This window comes from Sinomonas albida (assembly GCF_004919045.1).
In the GTDB taxonomy this organism is placed as follows: domain Bacteria; phylum Actinomycetota; class Actinomycetes; order Actinomycetales; family Micrococcaceae; genus Sinomonas; species Sinomonas albida.
In genome coordinates this window covers 51,650-68,526 of sequence record NZ_SWDW01000009.1, presented here as the reverse complement: position 1 = coordinate 68,526, position 16,877 = coordinate 51,650, and the positions used below count along the sequence as shown (strand labels likewise).

General features: G+C 72.5%; 12 protein-coding genes. 9 read left to right on the top strand and 3 right to left on the bottom strand.

Annotation, left to right across the window (positions count from 1 at the left end; translation table 11 throughout):
* The first annotated feature begins 121 nt into the window (after window positions 1-121).
* The 7 genes from E6A26_RS10570 to E6A26_RS10540 all read left to right on the top strand — a co-directional run bounded on the left by E6A26_RS10570 (window position 122) and on the right by E6A26_RS10540 (window position 10,396).
* Window positions 122-2,791, top strand: a complete 2,670-nt coding sequence (locus E6A26_RS10570; protein WP_136611168.1) for a trehalase-like domain-containing protein — start codon at window positions 122-124, stop codon at window positions 2,789-2,791.
* A 60-nt stretch (window positions 2,792-2,851) separates the two neighbouring features.
* Window positions 2,852-3,874, top strand: a complete 1,023-nt coding sequence (locus E6A26_RS10565; protein WP_136611167.1) for an NAD(P)-dependent alcohol dehydrogenase — start codon at window positions 2,852-2,854, stop codon at window positions 3,872-3,874.
* A gap of 327 nt (window positions 3,875-4,201) precedes the next feature.
* Entirely contained in the window at window positions 4,202-5,680 is a 1,479-nt protein-coding gene (locus E6A26_RS10560; protein WP_136611166.1) for a Gfo/Idh/MocA family protein, read from the top strand.
* Window positions 5,677-6,609 carry an NAD-dependent epimerase/dehydratase family protein gene (locus E6A26_RS10555; RefSeq protein ID WP_136611165.1) on the top strand — a complete coding sequence of 311 codons (933 nt, stop codon included), beginning with the start codon at window positions 5,677-5,679 and terminating at the stop codon, window positions 6,607-6,609. The genes E6A26_RS10560 and E6A26_RS10555 overlap by 4 nt, the downstream gene beginning before the upstream one ends.
* A 13-nt stretch (window positions 6,610-6,622) precedes the next feature.
* Window positions 6,623-7,570: a 5-dehydro-4-deoxyglucarate dehydratase gene (locus E6A26_RS10550; RefSeq protein WP_136611164.1), complete on the top strand. Its 948-nt coding sequence runs from the start codon at window positions 6,623-6,625 to the stop codon at window positions 7,568-7,570.
* Window positions 7,567-8,676: a mandelate racemase/muconate lactonizing enzyme family protein gene (locus tag E6A26_RS10545; protein WP_136611163.1), complete on the top strand. Its 1,110-nt coding sequence runs from the start codon at window positions 7,567-7,569 to the stop codon at window positions 8,674-8,676. The genes E6A26_RS10550 and E6A26_RS10545 overlap by 4 nt, the downstream gene beginning before the upstream one ends.
* A 217-nt stretch (window positions 8,677-8,893) precedes the next feature.
* The gene (locus E6A26_RS10540; protein WP_136611162.1) at window positions 8,894-10,396 is read left to right on the top strand and encodes an aldehyde dehydrogenase (NADP(+)); all 1,503 of its coding nucleotides are present in this window, start codon (window positions 8,894-8,896) and stop codon (window positions 10,394-10,396) included.
* Between the two features lie 207 nt (window positions 10,397-10,603).
* On the opposite strand, the gene E6A26_RS10535 is transcribed toward E6A26_RS10540, so the two are convergent.
* The 3 genes from E6A26_RS10535 to E6A26_RS10525 all read right to left on the bottom strand — a co-directional run bounded on the left by E6A26_RS10535 (window position 10,604) and on the right by E6A26_RS10525 (window position 14,091).
* Window positions 10,604-11,713, bottom strand: coding sequence for a M24 family metallopeptidase (locus tag E6A26_RS10535; protein ID WP_136611161.1), 1,110 nt, complete (start codon window positions 11,711-11,713; stop codon window positions 10,604-10,606).
* 183 nt (window positions 11,714-11,896) lie between these two features.
* Window positions 11,897-13,075 carry a dienelactone hydrolase family protein gene (locus tag E6A26_RS10530; protein ID WP_136611160.1) on the bottom strand — a complete coding sequence of 393 codons (1,179 nt, stop codon included), beginning with the start codon at window positions 13,073-13,075 and terminating at the stop codon, window positions 11,897-11,899.
* A complete protein-coding gene (locus E6A26_RS10525; RefSeq protein WP_136611159.1) occupies window positions 13,072-14,091 on the bottom strand; it encodes a LacI family DNA-binding transcriptional regulator in 1,020 nt (339 codons plus the stop codon). Before E6A26_RS10525 ends, E6A26_RS10530 begins: the two co-directional genes overlap by 4 nt.
* Window positions 14,092-14,222: 131 nt before the next feature.
* Here E6A26_RS10525 and E6A26_RS10520 point away from each other — a divergent pair, with 131 nt between their 5' ends.
* Window positions 14,223-15,260 carry an acetylxylan esterase gene (locus E6A26_RS10520; RefSeq protein ID WP_136611158.1) on the top strand — a complete coding sequence of 346 codons (1,038 nt, stop codon included), beginning with the start codon at window positions 14,223-14,225 and terminating at the stop codon, window positions 15,258-15,260.
* 333 nt (window positions 15,261-15,593) lie between these two features.
* Window positions 15,594-16,832, top strand: coding sequence for a 3-deoxy-7-phosphoheptulonate synthase (locus E6A26_RS10515; RefSeq protein ID WP_136611157.1), 1,239 nt, complete (start codon window positions 15,594-15,596; stop codon window positions 16,830-16,832).
* The last annotated feature ends 45 nt before the right edge of the window (window positions 16,833-16,877 follow it).

The following is a 16,877-nucleotide window of genomic DNA, read 5'->3' as shown; positions in this document are numbered from 1 at the left end:
GAGCCCCTGAGGCCCAGCACTACTTCCAGGCCCCTTTTACGCCCGCGCAACACCTCCGCCGTCGTCCGGAAACGGCGCCCCGCCACACTGGTGCGCAAACCGTGGCGAGCGGAGGCGCAGCATGGCAACACCCCTGAACCAGACAGTCGCGGATTCGGCGCTCCTGGGCGGCTCGCTGCCGCTCGGGCTCCTGCGTCCCTATCTGCAAGGCCAGGACGACGCGGACGGGATCGGCCCGGGGCTCATGGCCGAGCTCAAGATGCTCGCGCGGCAGCCGTCGCTGCTCGTCGCCTGCAATTACGGAGGGACGCTCACTCCGGTGGACGGGCAGACCACGGAGACGCTCCCGCTCGGCAGCGCTGCCGTGGCGCTCCGTGCCATCGCAGCCCTCCCGAACACGTACGCCGCCGTGATCTCGGGCCGGTCCCTGCGCGATCTCGCGGCGATCTCGCGCCTGCCCGCGGAGATCCATCTCGTGGGTTCCCACGGCCACGAGTTCGACATGGCGTTCGCGTACTCGATGCCGAGGGCCACCGATGGCGTGCTTCAGCTCGCGGGCAACACCTTCATGGAGCGCCTCACGGCCCGGCTCGGTGAAGGTCCGGGGGAGCGGCTCGTCACGGACCGGGGCCTGGCCTTCGAGCGCAAGCCCGCCGCGTTCGCGGTCCACCGCCGCGAGGCCGATCCGGACGCCGCCGAGGCCGCGACATCCCTCGCCCGCGAGATCGCGGCGGCGTACGGGCTGTTCTTCATCGAGGACGGGACGGTCCTGGACCTCTCCGCGCTCCCGCCGGCCAAGGGCGCGGCGCTCGACCGCCTGCGCGCCCAGCTCGGCGTGAGCGCGGCGCTCTTCGCGGGCGACGCCTCGAGCGACGAGGACGCGCTCGCGACGCTGCGCGGCCCGGACCTCGGCCTTCACATCGGGCTGCGGGAGACGACGGCGCGGCACCAGCTCCGCGACCCCGAGGCCTTCGCGCGCGTACTCGCCGTCCTGTTCGAGCTGCGCCGCGCTTGGCTCTTCGGCGAGGAGGCCGTCGCGCTCGAACGTCACTCGATGCTCGGCGACGGGAGCTCGACGGCGCTCGTCACCCCTGACGGCAAGATCTGCTGGATGACGCACCCACTGCCGGATTCGGGTTCGCTCTTTGCGCATGTGCTGGGCGGCGATCCGGCGGGGCATTTCTCGGTCGGCCCGCTCGTGGCGTCCCGCCTCCTCGGCCAGCGGTACGTCGACAACACGATGATCGTCGAGACGCGCTGGGCCGACGTCGCGGTCACGGATTACCTTGAGCCGTCGCCAGAGGGCATCACCCAGCTCGTGAGGGTTCTCACGGGCACGGGGCCCGCGCGGATCGTGTTCGCCCCGCGGCCTGATTATGCCGGGGCGCCGTGCGCGATCGAGGCGCGCGGGGACTCGCTCCACGTAGTAGGCACGTCCGAGCCGATCGTCCTCCATGCGCCCGGCGTCCGCTTCGCGATCGAGGGCGATGGCCGCCACGCGACCGCGACGGGCCACGCCGACCTGGCCCATGGGCCGGTCGTCCTCACGCTGCGCTGCGGCGATCCCGAAGCACACGAGCCCGACCCCGCGGAGGAGCCCGCGCGGCGCGCGGCCGTAGCGCTGGCTGCCCGCGCGTGGGTGCGGAGCCTCGACATCCCGGCGGTCAAGCCATCCCTCGTGGTCCGGTCCGCCCTCACCCTGCGGCACCTCGTGCACGAGCCAACCGGCGCCGTTCTCGCGGCCCCGACCACGTCCCTCCCGGAGGGGATCGGAGGCACACGCAACTGGGACTACCGCTACTGCTGGCTCCGCGATGCCTCGCTCACGGTCATGGCCCTTGTTGAGCTTGGCTCGACAGACGAGGCCGACGGCTTCCTCGCGTGGCTCGGCCGGATCCTCGCGACGGCGCCGGGGCCCGAATGGCTGCACCCGCTCTATTCTGTGACGGGCGCGCCGCTCTCCACCGAGGCTTCGATCGAGCACCTTCCGGGCTACGCGGGCTCGCGGCCCGTGCGGATCGGCAACGCCGCCGACCACCAAGTGCAGCTCGACGTGTTCGGCCCGGTCGCGCAGCTCATCGATGTGCTGTCGGAGCGCACGAGGGAGCTGCCGGACGAGCATTGGCGGCTCCTCGTCCAGATGGCGACGGCGGTCAGCGCGCGCTGGCACGAGCCCGACCACGGCATCTGGGAGGCCCGCCGCGCCCCGCGGCACCACGTCTACACGAAGACGATGTGCTGGGTCACGCTCGACCGCGCACTCCGGGTCGCCCGCCGCCACGGACGAACGGCCGACGACGGCTGGGAGCCGCTCGCCGCCGTCGTCCGTTCGGAGGTGCTCGCCGAGGGGTGGGACGACGGCGCTCACGCGTTCACCGTCGCGTACAACAGCCCCGATCTCGACGCGGCCGTCCTCCACGTGGGGCTCTCGGGGCTCATCGACCCACTCGACCCGCGCTTCCTCGCGACGGTCGCCGCGGTCGAGCGGGAGCTCCGCGTCGGCCCGACGGTGTTCCGCTACACGTACGACGACGGCCTCCCGGGCCTCGAGGGCGGGTTCCACTTGTGCACGGCGTGGCTCATCGAGGCTTTCCTGGCCGTGGGCCGCGTCGATGATGCCGAGGAGCTGTTCGCGCGGTTGGTCGCGCTCATGGGCCCGACCGGCCTGCTGCCAGAGGAGTACGACCCGTCGACGGAGACCCACTTGGGCAATCATCCGCAGGCGTACTCCCACCTCGGGTTCATCCGGTGTGCGCGGCTGCTTGACGAGGTGCACCGCCGCGGGAGGTGAGCACTTGCGGGCTGACGAGCACCAATTGACAGGCCGCAGCCGCCTGCTCAGACTCGACTCATGAGCGGGGCCAGCGCACAGCCCGTGGGCCGCTCGTCTGAACGGATGAAGGCGGTCGTCTACGACCGCTACGGCCCGCCGGACGTGTTGCGCATCGAAGAGGTGCCCAAGCCCGAGCCGGCGAGCGACGAGCTCCTCGTCAAGGTCCGCGCGGCCGCCGTCAACCGCCTGGACGTCCACAGCCGCGAGGCGAACGCGAGCAACGGGCCTGTGATCAGCCTGATCAGCAGGCTGATCTTCGGCGTGCGGGGGCCGCGCCATCGCATCATCGGCAGCGAATACTCGGGCGAGGTGGAACGAGTCGGGGCCGCGGTCCGCCGCTTCAAGCCAGGCGATCAGGTCTTCGGCGTCACCGGCCTCCGCTTCGGCGCGAACGCCGAGTACGTGACGGTGGGGGAGCGGTCGCGCGTCTCGCTCAAACCCGTCAATGCGAGCTTCGACGAGGCGGCGGGCATCGCGGACGGCTTTCTGAATGCGGCGGGATGCCTTCAGCAGGTCCGCCTGCGGCCCGGATCGAGCGTGCTCGTCTATGGTGCCTCTGGCTCGATCGGCACGGCGGGAGTGCAGCTGGCCCGATATCGCGGAGCCACCGTCACCGCGGTGTGCCAGACCAAGGACTTCGAACTCCTGCGATCCCTCGGGGCTAGCGAGCTGATCGACTACACGCAGGACGACTTCACCCGCAACGGCAAGACCTACGACGTGGTCTTCGATGCCGTGGGCAAGCTCTCCTTCTCGCGCTGCAGGGCCTCCCTGAACCCGCACGGCTGGTATCTGCCGACTGACGGCGCCGCGAACCTTTTTCTCTTTCCCGTCACGAGGCTGGCTGGGGGCAAGAAGGTGGCCATCGCCGTCGGATCGACCAATCCGCAGCGGGATCTCGCGTTCCTGAGGCAGCTCGTCGAGGCGGGCCACTATCGGCCAGTCATTGATCGCGTCTACGAGATGCACGAAGCGGTCGAGGCCGCGCGCTACGTCGAGAGCCAGCAGAAGGTCGGCAACGTGGTGCTCCGGATCCCTTGAGCCGGCGGTTCCGGTTGGCCTGCGGTGGCGAGCCGCCTGGACGTTCCTTCCCGACCTTGTTTTGACGGTGAACTCGGCTTGAACCGGCGCGTCGCGGGCGACACGCCGCGGCTGCCGCGGAAACAAGGTCGGGACGGCACAGGGCGAGCGGACGACGGCGGGTGGCCGACCGCCGTCGTCCGCCCCGCCGGCCGCGTAATGAGCGCCGGCCGCCGTCCGGCACGCGCTTTCCCGCCGACCCTTGGCAGTCGGGGCTGGGTGGAGTACGGTGGTGAGAAACCGGTTACTCAGCCTTCTGAGGACACTCACCGAGGAGAAAACCGCCCCATGGCTTCCCCCGAAACCGTTCCCGAAACCGCTCCCGTCGCGTCCGGCACGCCCCGAAAGTACGCCCTCGCTGGCACCGGCTCGCGCGCAGAGATGTACGTCGACGCCCTGCTCGGCCCGCACTCCGACCTCGGCTCAGTGGTGGCGTTCGTCGACACGAACGAGCACCGCATGCGGTACCACGACGCGCGCATCAGCGCCCGCGGCGCCGACTGGCAGCCCACGCGCCACTACGGCCCCGACCAGCTGGCCGAGATGTTCGAGACCGAACGCCCCGACGCGCTCATCGTCACCACCCCGGACTTCACCCACGCGCGCTACGTGGCCGCGGCGCTCGACCGCGGCGTCGACGTCATCTGCGAGAAGCCGATGACGACGTCGGTGCAGGGCATTGCGGACATCGTCCGCTCGGCGCGCGCCGCCGCGGAGACGTCCGGTGCGAAGCTCGTGGTGACGTTCAACTACCGCTACTCGCCACGCAACTCGGTGATCAAGGAGATCATCCAGTCCGGCCAGATCGGCAAGGTCACCTCCGTCCACTTCGAATGGTGCCTCGACACCGTCCACGGCGCCGACTACTTCCGCCGCTGGCACCGCAACAAGGCCAACTCCGGCGGCCTGCTCGTGCACAAGTCCACGCACCACTTCGACCTCGTCAACTGGTGGCTCGGCGACGTGCCGGAGACCGTCTACGCGCAGGGCGGCCTGCGCTTCTACGGCGCGGACAACGCCGCCGCGCGCGGCCTCGGGGAGCGCCCCGCGCTGAGCCGCGACAACCCGGACCGCGACGACCCGTTCAACCTGGACCTCGAAGCGGACCCGAAGCTGCGCGGCCTCTACCTCGAGGGTGAAGCGGACGACGGCTACCACCGCGACCAGGACGTCTTCGCCGACGGCATCGACATCGAGGACAACATGAGCCTCGTGGTCGGCTACCGTGGCGGCGCTTCCATGGCGTACACGCTCGTGGCGCATTCCCCGTGGGAGGGCTACCGCGTGGCGTTCAACGGCACGGAGGGCCGCGTCGAGATCGAGGTCGTGGAGCGCGGCTCGGTGGCCCCGGACAAGCACACGCTGGACCCGTCCGTCGCCGAGGACCCCGCCCACCCGGGAGGAAGTGCCCGCCCCGCCGGCCAGCGCGTCCTCCTCCAGCGCCTGTGGGAGCCCGCACGCGAGATCCCGATCCCCGAGGGCGAGGGCGGCCACGGCGGCGGCGACGCGATGCTGCTCTCCGACGTCTTCCGCGGTCCCGGCGACGATCCGCTGCACCACCAGGCCGGCTACATCGACGGCATCCGCAGCGTGCTCGTGGGGGTGGGCGCGAACGAATCGCTGCGCACCGGTCAGGCCGTCCGGCTCGCGGACTTCGGCGTGCCGCTCGACGACGACGCTCCGCTCACCTTCGACGGTTCGGCGGACGACGGCGCGCCCGTCACCGAGGCGGATCGCGTCGACGGCGCTGCGGCGGCCCGAGCATGAGGATCGCAGTCACCGGAGGTTCCGGCCGCTTGGGCGTGAGCGTCGTCAACCACCTCGCGTCGCGCGGCCACGAGGTCCACTCGCTCGACCGCGCGGCGTCGGGTCTCATTTCGAGCGCCGACGACGCCGTGCACCAGCACACGCTCGACCTCGCCGACTCGGCCGCCGCGAAGGACGCCCTCGGAGCGATCCAGCCCGAGGGCGTGGTCCACCTCGCCGCCATCGCGGTGCCGTTCAGCGCGCCGGAGGACGTGATCCTCCGCACGAACGTCCAGCTGTGCTTCTCCGTCCTGAGCGCCGCGGTCGACGCCGGCGCGAGCCGCGTGCTCGTCGCGTCGAGCCCCACGGTGCTCGGCTATGGGACGCCGCAGGGCTGGTCCCCGCAGTACCTCCCCATCGACGAGGAGCATCCGATCGCGCCGTGGAACGCGTACGCGCTCTCGAAGGCGACCCTGGAGGCGACGGTCCGGATGTTCGTCGCCCAGCTCGGGGACTCGGCCCGGTTCGGCGCGTTCCGCCCCTGCTTCGTCATCTCGCCGGAGGAGTGGCGCGGCGCGCCGACGCAGCAGGGCCACACGGTCGCCGAGCGGCTCGCGCGGCCCGAGCTCGCCTCGGTGTCGCTGTTCAACTACGTCGACGCGCGCGACGCCGCGGGCTTCGTCGAGCGGTGGCTCGAGGCCGCGGAGCAGATCCCGAACGGCGAGGTGTTCTTCGTCGGGGCCGACGACGCGATGGCCCGCGGTCCGCTCTCCGAGCTCGTCCCGCAGTACTTTCCGGGCACGGAAGGGATCTCGGCCCACCTCACCGGCACCCAGGCGGCGTTCACGTCGGCGAAGGCGCTCCGCCTCCTGGGCTGGCGCCCGCAGCGCTCGTGGCGCACCGAACTCGAGGGCGAGCCGCTCGCGGCCACGTCAGTCCACCTCAGCTAGCCCAAGGAGCCCCATGAAATTCGACGGCATTCTCTTCTTCCCCGTCACGCCGTTCGACGCCGCGGGCCGCGTGGACGAGGGCCTCGCGCGCGAACACGTCGCTTCCCGGCTCCCGTATGGCCCGGGCGGCGTCTTCGCGGCCTGCGGAACCGGCGAATACCACGCGCTGACCGCCCAGGAGGCGGGCGCCGTCGTCCGTTCGGCAGTGGAGGCCGTGCGCGAGGCAGGCGCCGACGTCCCGGTCCTCGGCGGCGCCGGCGGCCCGCTCGGCCACGCGCTCGAGGCGGCCCGCGCCGCCGAGGAGGCCGGCGCGGAGGGGCTGCTCGTGCTCCCGCCGTACCTCGTGAACGCGCCCGCCGACGGCCTGGTCCGCTATGTCGAGGCCATTGCCGCCGCGGCCGACCTAGAGCTTGTCATCTACCACCGCGCGAACGCGCGCTTCACGCCGGAGGCCGTCGCGGGCCTCGCCGCGAACCCGCAGATCGTCGGGTTCAAGGACGGGGTCGGGGACGTCGCGCTTACGCAGGAGGTCGTCCTCGCGGTCGAGGCGACCGGCCGTACCGACTTCCAGTTCTTCAACGGCCTCCTCACGGCCGAGCTCAGCCAGGGCGCGTACCGCGGGATCGGCGTCCCGCTGTATTCGTCGGCCGCGTTCGCGATGGCCCCCGAGGTGGCCCTCGCGACGTACCGCGCCACGGAGGAGGGCGACGAGACGCGCCGCCGCGAGCTCCTCGACCGCTTCTACAGGCCGCTCGTGCACCTGCGCGACGCGGTGCCTGGCTACGGCGTCTCGCTCGTCAAGGCCGGCGTGCGGCTCGGCGGCCTCGAGGTGGGCGGCGTCCGCCCGCCGCTCACCGACCCGCGGCCCGAGCACCTTGCGGAGCTCGAGCGAATCCTCGCCGTGGGCCGCGAGCTGGCCGTCGGGGTTTCGGCGAACGACGGCGCCGTGGTGGTCTCGTGACCCCCGCGCCAAGGAGCGCAGCACCCGAGCCGGTGCTCGCCTCGCTGCGCACGCGTCTTCTCGTTCCGCCGCTGCCCCGCCCCTGGGGACCGGACGTTCCGGAGGTGCACTTCGTCGTCGTCGACGTCGAGGACTCCGCGGGCCATCGCGGGACCGGGTTCAGCTGGACGCCCACGGTGGGCGCCGGCGCGGTGGTCAGTCTGCTCAACGAGGACATTGCCGCGGCCGCGATCGGCGGGCCGACGCATCCCGAGGCCGTGTGGGACGCCCTGTGGGTGCGCCTGCACGAGGCCGGCGGGGGTGGGCTCACGACCATCGCGCTCGCGGGACTCGACCTCGCGCTGTGGGATCTGCTCGGCAAGCGCCTCGGCGTGCCGGTCGCGGACCTCCTCGGCCGCCGTCGGACGTCAATGCCCGCCTACGGCAGCGGGGTGAACCTGCACTACTCGCTCGACGAGCTCCTCGACCAGGTCCGCCGCTGGATCGAGGCCGGGTACGGCGCCGTCAAGATCAAGGTGGGCAAGCCCGAGCTCGCGGAGGACGTCGAGCGGGTGGCCGCGGTCCGCGAGCTGCTCGGCCCGAGGCGCCGCCTCATGATCGACGCGAACCAGCGCTGGGACCTGCCGACGGCCCGCCGTGCCGTCGTCGCCCTCGAGCGCTTCGGACTGCACTGGCTCGAGGAGCCGCTGCGCGCCGAGGACCTCGAGGGACATGCGCAGCTGCGGCGCAGCATCGGTGTGCCGATCGCGACCGGCGAGAACCTGCACACGCTCCAGCGATTCCGCGAGTACGTCGCGGCCGGCGCGTGCGACATCATCCAGCCGAATATCGTGCGCGTTGGCGGCATCACGCCGTTCCGCCGCATCGCGGCGCTCGCCCGGACGGGCTCCGTGGCGCTAGCGCCGCATCTGCTCACCGACCTCTCGGCCCAGCTCGTCGCGACCCTGCCGGGCGAGGTCGAGGTCGAGGAGGTCGAGGACACCGCGTTCGAGTCCCTCGGCGTGCTGGCCTCGCCGTCACCGGTCCGCCGCAAGGGCGCCGAGGTCACGCTCGAGCCCGCACCCGGGCTCGGCCTCGACTTCGTGGAGCGGCTCGCCGGGCCCTAACCCGCCACGGGTGCTCGGGTTGCGGGGTCCCGTCCCGCGGGTTGTGGGGTCCCGTCCGGCGGGTTGTGGGGTCCCGTCCGGCGGGTTGTGGGGTCCCGTCCGGCGGGTTGTGGGGTCCCGTCCGGCGGGTTGTGGGGTCCCGTCACCCTTTCAGCCGCCCACCCGCCCAGCCGCCCCTAACCCCGCCCTTATCCAAATCCGCCCAAAGGAGTGACCTATGACCGCCCTCCCAACCGAAGCCCTGATCCCCGCGGCACCCGAGGACAGCACGCCCGAGCGCGTCGCCGCCGTCGTCGGTGCCGCCGTCCGCGCGGCCCGCCCCGCCGCCTCGGCGTCCGATGCCGAGCGCGCCTCGTGGCTCGAAGCGGCAGCCGACGCCCTCGACGCCGCGCGCGACGAGCTCGTGGCCATCGCCCACCGCGAATCGCACCTCCCGGTGCCCCGCCTGACGGGCGAGGTCGCGAGGACCACGGGCCAGCTCAGGCTCTTCGCCGCCGTCGTCCGCGACGGCGCGTACCTCGAGGCCGTCATCGACCGCGCGAACCCCGCGGCGACGCCGCCGCAGCCCGACCTCCGGCGCGTGCTCCGCCCCATCGGGCCGGTCGCGGTCTTCTCGGCGAGCAACTTCCCGTTCGCGTTCTCCGTCGCGGGCGGCGACACGGCGAGCACGCTCGCGGTGGGCTGCCCCGTCGTCGTGAAGGGGCATTCGGGGCACCCCGAGCTCTCGGTCCGTACCGCGCGGATCGTCGCCGATGCGCTTGCGGCGGCCGGCGCGCCGGACGGCATCTTCGGCCTCGTGCTCGGCCGCGATGCGGGGCGGGCGCTCGTGCAGGCGCCGGGGATCAAGGCGGTCGGCTTCACGGGCTCGCTCTCAGGTGGCCGCGCGCTGTTCGACCTCGCGAGCTCGCGCCCCGAGCCCATCCCGTTCTACGGCGAGCTCGGCTCGATCAATCCAGTGGTCATCACGCCCGCCGCGGCGTCGGCCCGGACCGCCGAGCTCGCCGCAGGGCTCGCGGCGTCCTTCACGCTCGGCGTCGGGCAGTTCTGCACGAAGCCCGGTCTCGTCCTGGTGCCCGCTCGCGTGGGCTTCGAGTCCGCCCTGGCCACCGAGGCGTCGGCCCACGACGGCGGCCCCATGCTGACCGCGCGCATCGCCGAGGCGTTCCCCGAGGGCATGCGGAGGCTCGTCGCGGAGGGCGGCGCCGAGATCGTTCTGGGCGACGCGGCGCAGGATTCGTCCGCGGGGACGGCGCGTCCCGTAGTCCTCGCGGTCGACGCCGCGCGCGTCCTTGAGCGGCCCGACATCCTCCTCGAGGAGTGCTTCGGCCCCGTCACGCTCCTGGTGCGCTACGCGGGCGACGACGATCGGAACGCCGTCCTCGCCGCCGTCGGCGGTTCGCTGACGGCGACCGTGCACGCGGAGCCGGGGGAGGATCTCGCCGACCTTGCCGGGCGGCTTTCGGAGGGCGCCGGCCGCGTGCTCTTCGGCGGCTGGCCCACCGGCGTCGCCGTGACGTGGTCGCAGCACCACGGCGGACCCTGGCCAGCGACGACCTCGGCGCTGCACACGTCCGTCGGCGCGACGGCGGCGCGCCGCTTCCAGCGGCCGGTGACGTTCCAGGACGCGCCGCCGGCCGTCCTGCCCGAGGCGCTGCGCGACGAGAACCCCCTCGGCATTCAGCGCCGCGTCGACGGGGTGCTCACGCGCGACGCCCTCTGACCGGCGACCGAAAGGCCCCACCGCCTGGGGGCCGTCTCGCCGAGGCCAAACTCCCCAACGCCTCATCCGATTTCCCCAACTCTTTCGCCGTCCTCCCCAACTTCAGGGCGGACGACGGCGGCCCCGGCCCGCGATCCCGGGCGTCGCCTTTCGCCTGGGTCGCGGAAGTTGGGGAGGTCGGTTGAGAAAGTGGGGAGGTTGGTCGAGTTAGAGCTCGAGGACATCCGGCCGCGCGAGCGCCTGGCCGGCCACGTGGACCGTGACGGCAGGCCACGCCGGATCGGCCGAGAGTACCTCGAAGCCTGCATCGGTGCTCAGGATCGTGTCCTCGACCTTGCAGCCCGGTCCCGTCGGGTTCCACGCGAACGCGACGTTCGAGCCGAGCGCCACGTCGACGCCCGGAGCGGCGCGCGGGTCGCGCCCCGCGTAGCCGGCCACGCCGCCCTGGTGGTGGCGCGTCCACTCGTCGGCCCGGAAGCCGTTGAGCGCGTACGCAGCCGTCCCGGCCGCGAACGCCCCCGCGAGCGTCGCGCCGGGACGCGATGCGGCGAGGTACGCGGCCTCGACCCCGAGGATCCGGCGGTCAGCATCGCGCTCCTCGGGGCCGCGCGGCCCGAACCGCACCCAGCGCGTGGCGTTGAGGATGAGCCCGTGCCGCCGCGCACACACGACCACCATCGCGCGGTCGCCGAGCGGCGCCGTCGTCGGCAGAGGGTGACGGTCCGAGACGCGGGACGCCCCGCCCACGAGCACGACCGTCGGTTCCGCGCCCAGCTCGACGATCCCCGCGGTGACCCGAGCGGCGAGCTCGAACTCGCTCAGGTCCGGGGAGGCCGCGGCAAGGGTGCGCGTGAGGAGGCGGGCGACGTCGGCCCCCAGCTCGCGGTATCGCCCCACCTCGGCGGGGGTCAGCTGCTGGCGGGCCGCGCGGAGGCCGGCCTCGAGGCGGACCTCCGCGGCGCCGCCGGCGGACAGCGCCTCGGCCTCGGCGGCGGCGACCACGCTCGCGTGCCAAGGATGCTCCACGAGCTCGGCCCACGCCGGGAGCTCCTCGGCACCCAGGCGGTGCGCCTCGTTCGACGTGACGTGCACCCGATCTCCCTCGCGCGAGACCACGGCGGCGACGATCGGCGGCGCCGCAAGGTTCACGTGCGTCCGCGCCCCGCCGAAGTACCACGCGAGCGCGGGCTGGGATGTGAGCGCGACGGCGCCGAGGTTCTCCGCGTCCAGCAGCGCCACGACGCGACGGCGCTTCTCGAGATGCTCGTCGCGGGGATCGAGGGCCTCGGGGCGGGCAGTCTGCAGGTCGGAGGTCATGGCGTCCTTATGGCTGAATGACTAGTGAGAAAGCGGTTTCCCACCACCGTAGACGGACGCCGAGAGCAGGTCAACGGTGTTCGCCACGCGAACCCGGAGCATCGCACCCGAGGCCGGACGGAAGACCCTCCGGTCTCGTCGAATTCCTCCGGTTTCGCCGCGCAGCCTCCGCGGAGCCGAGCCTCAGAACCCCAGCACGCGGCCCAGCCACGCCCACGCGGCGTCCTGCATCTCGACCGTGAAGACGTGGCCCACCGGCAGGAGCGAGCCCGTGTAGTTCGCGCCGTGCCCGTGCGCGGCGAAGCGGCGCCGCAGCTGCGCGTCGGCGGCCTCCATGCCGTCGCGGGGGAAGAGCGGGTCGTCGAGGCCGTACTGCACGAGGAGCGGGTTCTCGGTCCACGAGCCCACCACCGAAGGCCAGTCGCCCGCGCTCCCGATCCCAGGGCTGAGCCACGTCCACGCGTGCGTGTCGGTGTGGTCCGGGATGAGGGCCCCGAGCGTGCTCATCATCGCGACGATGACGGCGGCCCGCAGCTCGGGCGCAAGGACGCGGAGGGCGCCGGCCCGCGCGCCACCGCCGGACATGCCCACGGCGGCGACGCGGCCGCCGTCGACCGCGGGAAGCGAGCGCAGCACCGACAGCGCGAGGAGATCCTCGCCCGCGATGAGCCCGGCCCACGACGCGCCCAGCAGCCCCGCGACCTTCGCGGCCTGCGCCTCGGTGAGGCGCTGCGGCGGGTTGTCCTCGGGGAGCCGGCGCGAGCCGAAGCCGAACACGTCGTGCACGAGCACGGCGGCGCCGCGGCGCGCCAGATCCTCGGCCCACGCGCGGCCCCCATAGGCCGAGCCGCGGCTTGCGCGGACCAGCGCGGCCACCTCGCCTGGGAATCCGTGCGGGCCGTCGGCGAGCTTCTCGCGGCCCGCGAGCTTGACTCCTCCGTGCTCGAACATCGCGAGCACGCCCGGGAGCACGCCGGCCTCCCCGGCGGGCCGCAGGAGCCAGGCCCGTGTGCGCGGCCCGTAGCCGCAGTCCCAGCTCAGCTCGGTGCCGTCCACGCCGTCGCGCGTCCACTCGCCGTCCGTGCGCGCCGCGGTTTCGCGCACGGCGGGCATCGTCCCGAGCGCCGCGAGCAGGCGCTCGCGGAGCACCCCGGCGGGCGCTTCGGGCTGCTCCGCGAACGGCTCCGCCCCGCGCTTACGGACGACGGCGGCCGCGAGGTCCGTCCGCCAGCTCGCCCAGGCTTCGCTCGCCGAAGCATCGACGGCCGGGAGGTCGCGCGCCGGGGCGTCCTCCGATGGAGCGCCGCCGTCGCGCGAGCCGGTGCTCTGCGCCGTCTCCGCTCCCAGGCCCAACTCGTTCACGCGTGGACCTGGTGCGCCGGCCCGACGCTCGCGCGGATCTCGAGCCGGGGCGTGACGGTCAGGTCGTCCGCTGGCTCCGCGTCGCTCAGCACGGACCACAGCCGCGCCCAGGCCTCCTCGCCGAGCTGGGTCTGCGGGACCGACGCGGTCGTCAGAGCGGGGGAGGCGAAGCGCGCGAACTGGATGCCATCGAAGCCCGTCACGGAGATCCGTCCCGGCACGTCGATCCCGGCCTCGTGCAGGGCGCCGAGCAGGCCGAGCGCCACGAGGTCGTTGAAGCACACCGCCGCGGTCGCGCCCGTGGCGAGCACGGCGTCCTTGGCCCGGTAGCCGTCCTCGAACATCGCGCCGCACGGCACCTCGACGATCTCGGGGCTCTCCGCGTCGAGGAGGTGATGCAGGGCGTCGAGCCGCGCACGGTTGCCGTACGAGCCGTCCGGCCCGGCGAGATAGGCGAGGCGGCGGTGGCCGAGCCGCTGGAGCTCGGAGACGATCGCACGGATGCCCGCGCCGTAGTCCACGGCGAGGCTCGGCACGCCGTCCACGGGGCTCTCGCGGTTCACGAGCACCACGGGAGCGAGTTCGGGCAGGAGCTGGCCGAGCACCGCCGAGTCCATGCGCGGGGACACGAGCACGAGCGCGTCGCAGCGGCGCCGCGCCTCGCGGGCCAGGATGATCTCCTCGTCGGGATTCTCAGCCGAGTCGGCCACGAGCACGCGGTAGCCGGCCCTCGCCGCCGCGCGGCTGAGCCCACGCAGCGTGTCCTGGAACATGGGGTTGCCGAGGTCCGGGACCACGATCGCGACCGTCTGCGTGCGGCCCATCGCGAGGCTCCGGGCCACCGTGCTGGGGGAGTAGTTGAGCTGCTCGGCGGCCTCGCGGACCCGGCGGCCGATCTCGGGGTCCACCGTCGCGAGGCCGTTCATGACCCGGGATACGGTCGCGCGGGAGACTCCGGCCGCCTCGGCCACGTGCGCGATCGTGATGCGGCGCCCGCCGTGGGCGGTGCGTGCCATGGTGACCTCCTGTGCGGCCCGCCAACGGGCCGATTTCACGGGGCGGACCGCCCCGTCGCGACGAGTGTAGCAACCGGTTACCGCGCGCAGCAGGGATCTAGAAAGCGGTTTCCAGACTAGAATCCGATGTTATGCCAGCCATCGATCTGCCCCTGCCCGAGCTGCGAGCCTATCGCGGCAGCAGCCCGCTCCCGGCGGACCTCGCCGCGTTCTGGGACGCGACCATTTCCGAGGCGCAGCAGCACCCCCTCGACGCCCGCTTCGAGCGCGTCGAGACGCACCTGCCCCTCATCGAGACGTACGACGTGACGTTTGCCGGCTACGGCGGAGATCCGATCAAGGCGTGGCTCCACCTTCCCGCCCGGGGAAGGGGCACCGGGGCGGGCGGAGAGCGCGAGCCGCTGCCCGCCGTCGTCCATTTCCTCGGCTACTCCGGCGGGCGCGGGCTCGCGCACCAGAACACGCTGTGGGCGCAGGCCGGGTACGCGATGCTCATCATGGACTCTCGAGGGCAGGGCTACGGCGGGCAGGTCGGCGAGACTCCCGACCCCCATCCGAGCGCGGGCGGCGTCAGCTACCCGGGGCTCATGACCCGCGGTCTCCTGAGCCGTGAGACGTATTACTACCGGCGCATCTTCACCGATGCGGTCCGGGCCATCGAGGCGGTCCAGGCCCATCCCGCCGTCGACGCCACGCGCGTCGCCGTGCACGGTGTCTCCCAGGGCGGCGGGCTCGCGGTCGCCGCGGCGGGGCTCGCCGCGGGAAGGGTCGACGGCGTCATCGTCTGCCTGGCGGACGTCAACTTCCTCGCGGACTACCAGCGCGCGCTGGAAGTCGCGACCACCGGTCCATACCCCGAACTCGAGCGGTACCTCGTGCGCCACCGCGACCACGTCGACGCGGCGTTCGCGACTCTTCCGTACTTCGACGTGGTCAACCTCGGACGCGCGGCGCGCGTGCCGGCGTACTTCTCGGTGGCCCTGCGGGACACGACGTGCCCGCCGTCGACCGTCTACGCGACCTACAACAACTACGGCGAAGCCGTTGAGGGAGCCTCCCCGGAGCCCGTCGTGAAGTCCATCGAGGAGTACGCCTTCAACAACCACGAGGGCGGCGGAGAACATCATGTCGCGCGGCAGCTCGCGTGGCTGAGCAAGCTCTTGGGCTGAGCGGCTGCGCGGCTGAGCCGGAGGACGTTCCGCGCGAGAGGGCACCTTTCATGCGAGGGCGTACCTCACAACGCGCGGAAACGTACGCTCTGGCAGGTTAAGTGCGGTTTCGCGTAATGACGCCGCCGGGTTGGGCCGATCGGGCCGCGTGCCGTAGTGTGCTCGCATGATCAAGCGTTGGTATGCGTATTTTGCGTTGGCTCTGGAGGGCCAAGCGTAGCTACGCGCATACCAACCTTCAGAGCCGACGGGGCAGGGACTACGGTCCCTGCCCTTCGCCGTTCCAGGCAGGCTCTGACACAAGGGTCCTGTCGGGAGGAAGACAGGAACCCCATGAATCCCATCGTCACCGCTCCGATATCCGGCGCCGGCCCGAAGTCCAGCGCAGCGCAGAAGTCCAGCGCCGCCAGATCCAGCACAGCGCAGGAGTCCAGCGCCCCCAGATCCAGCACAGCCCCCACGGGCAATCTCCGCGTGGCCGAGTTCACGGCCCTTCCCACGCCAGCCGAGCTCCTCGCCGAGCTGCCGCTTACGGCCGGGGCGCAGGCCACGGTGGCCCGCGGGCGCGACGAGGTGCGGGCGGTGCTCGACGGCGTCGACGACCGCCTGCTCGTCGTCGTCGGCCCTTGCTCCATCCACGATCCGGAAGCCGGCCTTGAATACGCGCGGCGCCTCGCCGCCGTCGCCCGCGAGCACCGCGAGGATCTCCTCGTGGTGATGCGGACGTACTTCGAGAAGCCGCGCACCACGGTCGGCTGGAAGGGGCTCATCAACGATCCGCATCTCGACGGCACGCACGACATCGCCACGGGACTCCGCACCGCTCGCGAGTTCCTGCTCGGCGTCCTTGGCCTCGGCCTCCCGACGGCCACGGAGTTCCTCGAGCCCATCTCGCCGCAGTACACCGCAGACGCGATCACGTGGGGCGCCATCGGCGCGCGCACCGCGGAGAGCCAGATCCACCGCCAGCTCGTCTCGGGTCTCTCGATGCCCGTGGGCTTCAAGAACGGAACCGACGGCGGGCTCCAGGTCGCGATCGACGCGTGCGGCGCGGCTGCCGCGGCTCAGGCCTTCCTGGGCATTGACGACGGCGGCCGAGCGGCTCTTGTCGCGACCTCCGGCAACGCGGACACCCACCTCGTGCTCCGCGGCGGGGCGTCGGGCCCGAATTACGACGCCGCGTCCGTCGCCGCGGCGTCCGCGACGCTTGCTGCGAAGGGCCTGAATCCGCGACTTGTGGTCGACGCGAGCCACGCAAACAGCGGCAAGAACCACCATCGCCAGGCGGAGGTCGCGCTCGAGATCGGCGCGGAGGTTGCTGCGGGTGGTCTGGCCGGTGCCGCGATCGCCGGAGTGATGCTTGAAAGCTTCCTCGTGGGCGGGGCCCAGCGGCTGGACAGCGAGGCGGGCGCGGGCCGCGCAGGGAGCCGGGATCAGCTCGTGTACGGGCAGTCCGTCACGGACGCGTGCATGGAGTGGGGCGTCACGGCCGAGGTGCTCGACCAGCTCGCGGGCGCGGCGCGTTCGCGAAGATCGGGCCGAGGGGAACCGGAGCGAGGAATTGGCTCATGACTAGGGCAAATGGCACTTTCACAACAGTCCCTCCTGCATCTAGAG